Origin of the sequence: Paenibacillus sp. FSL R7-0340, from assembly GCF_038002205.1 — a bacterium.
In the GTDB taxonomy this organism is placed as follows: domain Bacteria; phylum Bacillota; class Bacilli; order Paenibacillales; family Paenibacillaceae; genus Paenibacillus; species Paenibacillus polymyxa_B.
This window is the reverse complement of record NZ_JBBOBY010000001.1, coordinates 3,487,585-3,490,323: the sequence shown is the minus strand read 5'-3', so window position 1 is coordinate 3,490,323 and position 2,739 is coordinate 3,487,585. Positions and strand designations below refer to the sequence as shown.

At 48.7% G+C, this 2,739-nt stretch carries 2 protein-coding genes; both read left to right on the top strand.

The features are described 5' to 3' along the window. Nucleotides 1–12: 12 nt before the first annotated feature. Complete coding sequence (locus MKX59_RS15500) at nt 13–1,278, top strand: MFS transporter (protein WP_071558768.1); 1,266 nt, start codon at nt 13–15, stop codon at nt 1,276–1,278. Between the two features lie 193 nt (nt 1,279–1,471). Next, nucleotides 1,472–2,575 carry a hypothetical protein gene (locus MKX59_RS15495; RefSeq protein WP_340858515.1) on the top strand — a complete coding sequence of 368 codons (1,104 nt, stop codon included), beginning with the start codon at nt 1,472–1,474 and terminating at the stop codon, nt 2,573–2,575. Nucleotides 2,576–2,739 lie beyond the last annotated feature (164 nt).

Here is a 2,739-nt window from a genome sequence, read left to right as displayed (position 1 = left end):
GGAGATGAAGATGTGAATCAATTGTTTAAGGATCATCGTTTTATCCGTTTCTTTGCTTCCCGTACTTCTGCCAACATCGCGGACAGCATTTATTCTATCGTCCTGCTGTATTTTGTACAGCAATCGACACAGTCGGTGGCGATGACCAGCTTCACGTATACGGCCGTATCTGCGGCGTCGATTTTCAGCTTTCTCGTGGGTCCTTTGGTGGATCGCTATTCACCGCCTTTGTTGGCCAGTATCGCCTTGTTTACGCAGGCTGTGCTCATTTTGGCTGTCCCGTTTCTCATTCAGGACGGGATGGTTAATCTGGTCGCTATCCTTGTTATTGTTTTTATTGCATCCTGCTTCTCTACATTGTTTTATCCGGCCAACAGTAAAATGCTGCCGCAACTGGTAGGCTCGCCGGATTTGATTGTCCGGGCGAATTCCATGATTTCGTCGACGGATCAGGTGATTAATATCGCCGGGTATCTGGCTGGAGCCTCGCTCATTATCGCCATGGGGATGAAAAACACGTTTTTTCTAGCCAGCGCAATGCTGTTTCTGGCAGGCTTTGTGTATATCAGGCTCAGCAAGCAGATCGACGCTCCTGCGATGGAGGACACGAACGGTAAAGGTTCACTGAAGCTGGGGTACTATCTGAGGGAGCTGAAAGAAGGGTATCTTTTTGTAAAACGGCACGCCTTCCTGAGAATTATGCTCCCGTTCTTTGCTTTGACGAATTTTTCGATGGCCATTTTAATTATTGCCATACCTTCCATTGCGGTATTCTATGGCTCACCGATCTATTACAGCTTACTGTATGTGGCCTATTTTATCGGTATTTTTGTCGGTTCCTTTCTGGTCAGTGTATTGAAAAAGAACGGCATCACCATTGCGGTCTCCTGGGTAGCCATGGGGCTGGCGATCTACGTGTTTTCCATTGTGCCGGAGATGTGGATGAAGCTGCTGGCCGCCCTGTTGCTAGGTATTTTTACAGGCATCATCAATGTACTGCAAACGTCCTTGATTCAAATTACTACCCCGCTGCCGTTAATGGGACGGGTGGCATCCTTTCTAAACACGCTGTCGAGCGCAGCCCTGCCATTGGGAGCCTTGATTGGTGGTGCGCTAGCTTTACGGTTTGCTCTTAGTGAGGTGCTGTTTTTCAGCGGACTGATTACCGTATTGTGCGGCTTGATCATGTTTTTGGTCAAGGATATTCGCCAGTTTGAGATTCCTTCAGAGGAGATTGGAAGAGTAACCCCAACTCCCGTTACTGAGGACATAAGCTAGAGCTTGATCCAAATTCATAAGCTACGCATGCAAAATGTCAGGCCCTCATCACAGGGCCTGGCATTTTTAGTATTTCTGGCTCTGGAACGTAGGAGCTGATCGTTTTAGTGCTGGTGTTGGAGCGCTGTTTATGGTTATCATAGACGAAGGTATGAATCTATCGTTTACATTCGGATACAAAAGGAGATACAAGATGGCTGAACCTTTAAAAAATATATACACAGAGGATTTTCTTCGCCTTTTCGGTGAAAGAGTACAAACGGCGTATAGCTCGTTTGATACCCAGAGATTTATCCATCAAGTCATGGACGAATCGTGGAATGAGCTGGAGCTAAAAGCCCGGATGCGGCGGATTTCACTAACATTGGGGACGTTCTTGCCAAGTCGTTATGAAGAAGCCCTGGCTGTCCTTTTTGCTTTAGACGAGCATTGCAGCGGTTTCCCGTACTTATTCTTTCCGGATTTTGTGGAGGTGTATGGGCAGGGGGAGGAGCATTGGACGCTTTCCATGGAAGCACTGGAGCGTTTCACACAGAAGTCATCTGCGGAGTTTGCCGTCAGACCCTTCCTGCTGCGCGAACCGGAACGGATGATGCGCCAGATGACGGTCTGGGCAGGGCATCCGAGCGAGCACGTCCGCCGTCTTGCCAGCGAAGGCTGTCGTCCACGACTGCCGTGGGGGCAAGCGTTGCCCATATTTAAGCGCGATCCCGCTCCGGTATTGGCCGTGCTGGAGCTGTTGAAAGCCGATCCCTCACTGTATGTACGTAAAAGTGTAGCCAACAACCTGAACGATATTGCCAAGGATCATCCTGATGTGGTCATTGCTACGGCTCAACGGTGGAAAGGAACACATCCTGACACCGACTGGATTGTGCGTCATGGCTGTCGGACCCTGATTCGCAAATCCATCCCCGAAGTGATGGCAATGTTCGGCTATGCGGATGAAACAGACGGGGCGCCGTTAGTCACTGAAGCCTCTTTCAGCACAGACCCTGCCTTGCTAAGGCTCGGTGATAGCTGTGAGTTGAGCTACGCGCTTCAGCTTCGTGAAGGTGACCCGGTACGAGTCCGCATCGAGTACGGCATCGACTTTGTGAAGGCGAGAGGACAAGTCTCACGTAAACTGTTTTTGCTATCTGACAAAACGGTCCCTGGAGGAACCCATCTTACAGGTACACGGACACACCGTTTTGCAGACCTGACCACTCGTCGCCATTATGCGGGAGCGCACCGGATTGCACTGCTCGTAAACGGTCAGGAAGCGACTTCTACAGTGGTAGAACTCCAGTTGTAAATCACGATAGTAGTGAAGAAAAAGAGCCTGTAATTAGGCTCTTTCTTTTTGTCGTTCGCTTTACCAAATTTATTTTTTTCCAAAAAAATGATTCTGGTATTAGAACCTGGTACTAAGACGTGTTATACTACAGTAAGAAAGTGGATCTCATCTTATGTATAAAG

Coding starts and splice junctions, on each gene's coding strand:
- MKX59_RS15495 (WP_340858515.1), top strand. CDS start 1,472: ATGGCTGAACCTTTAAAAAATATATACACAGAGGATTTTCTTCGCCTT.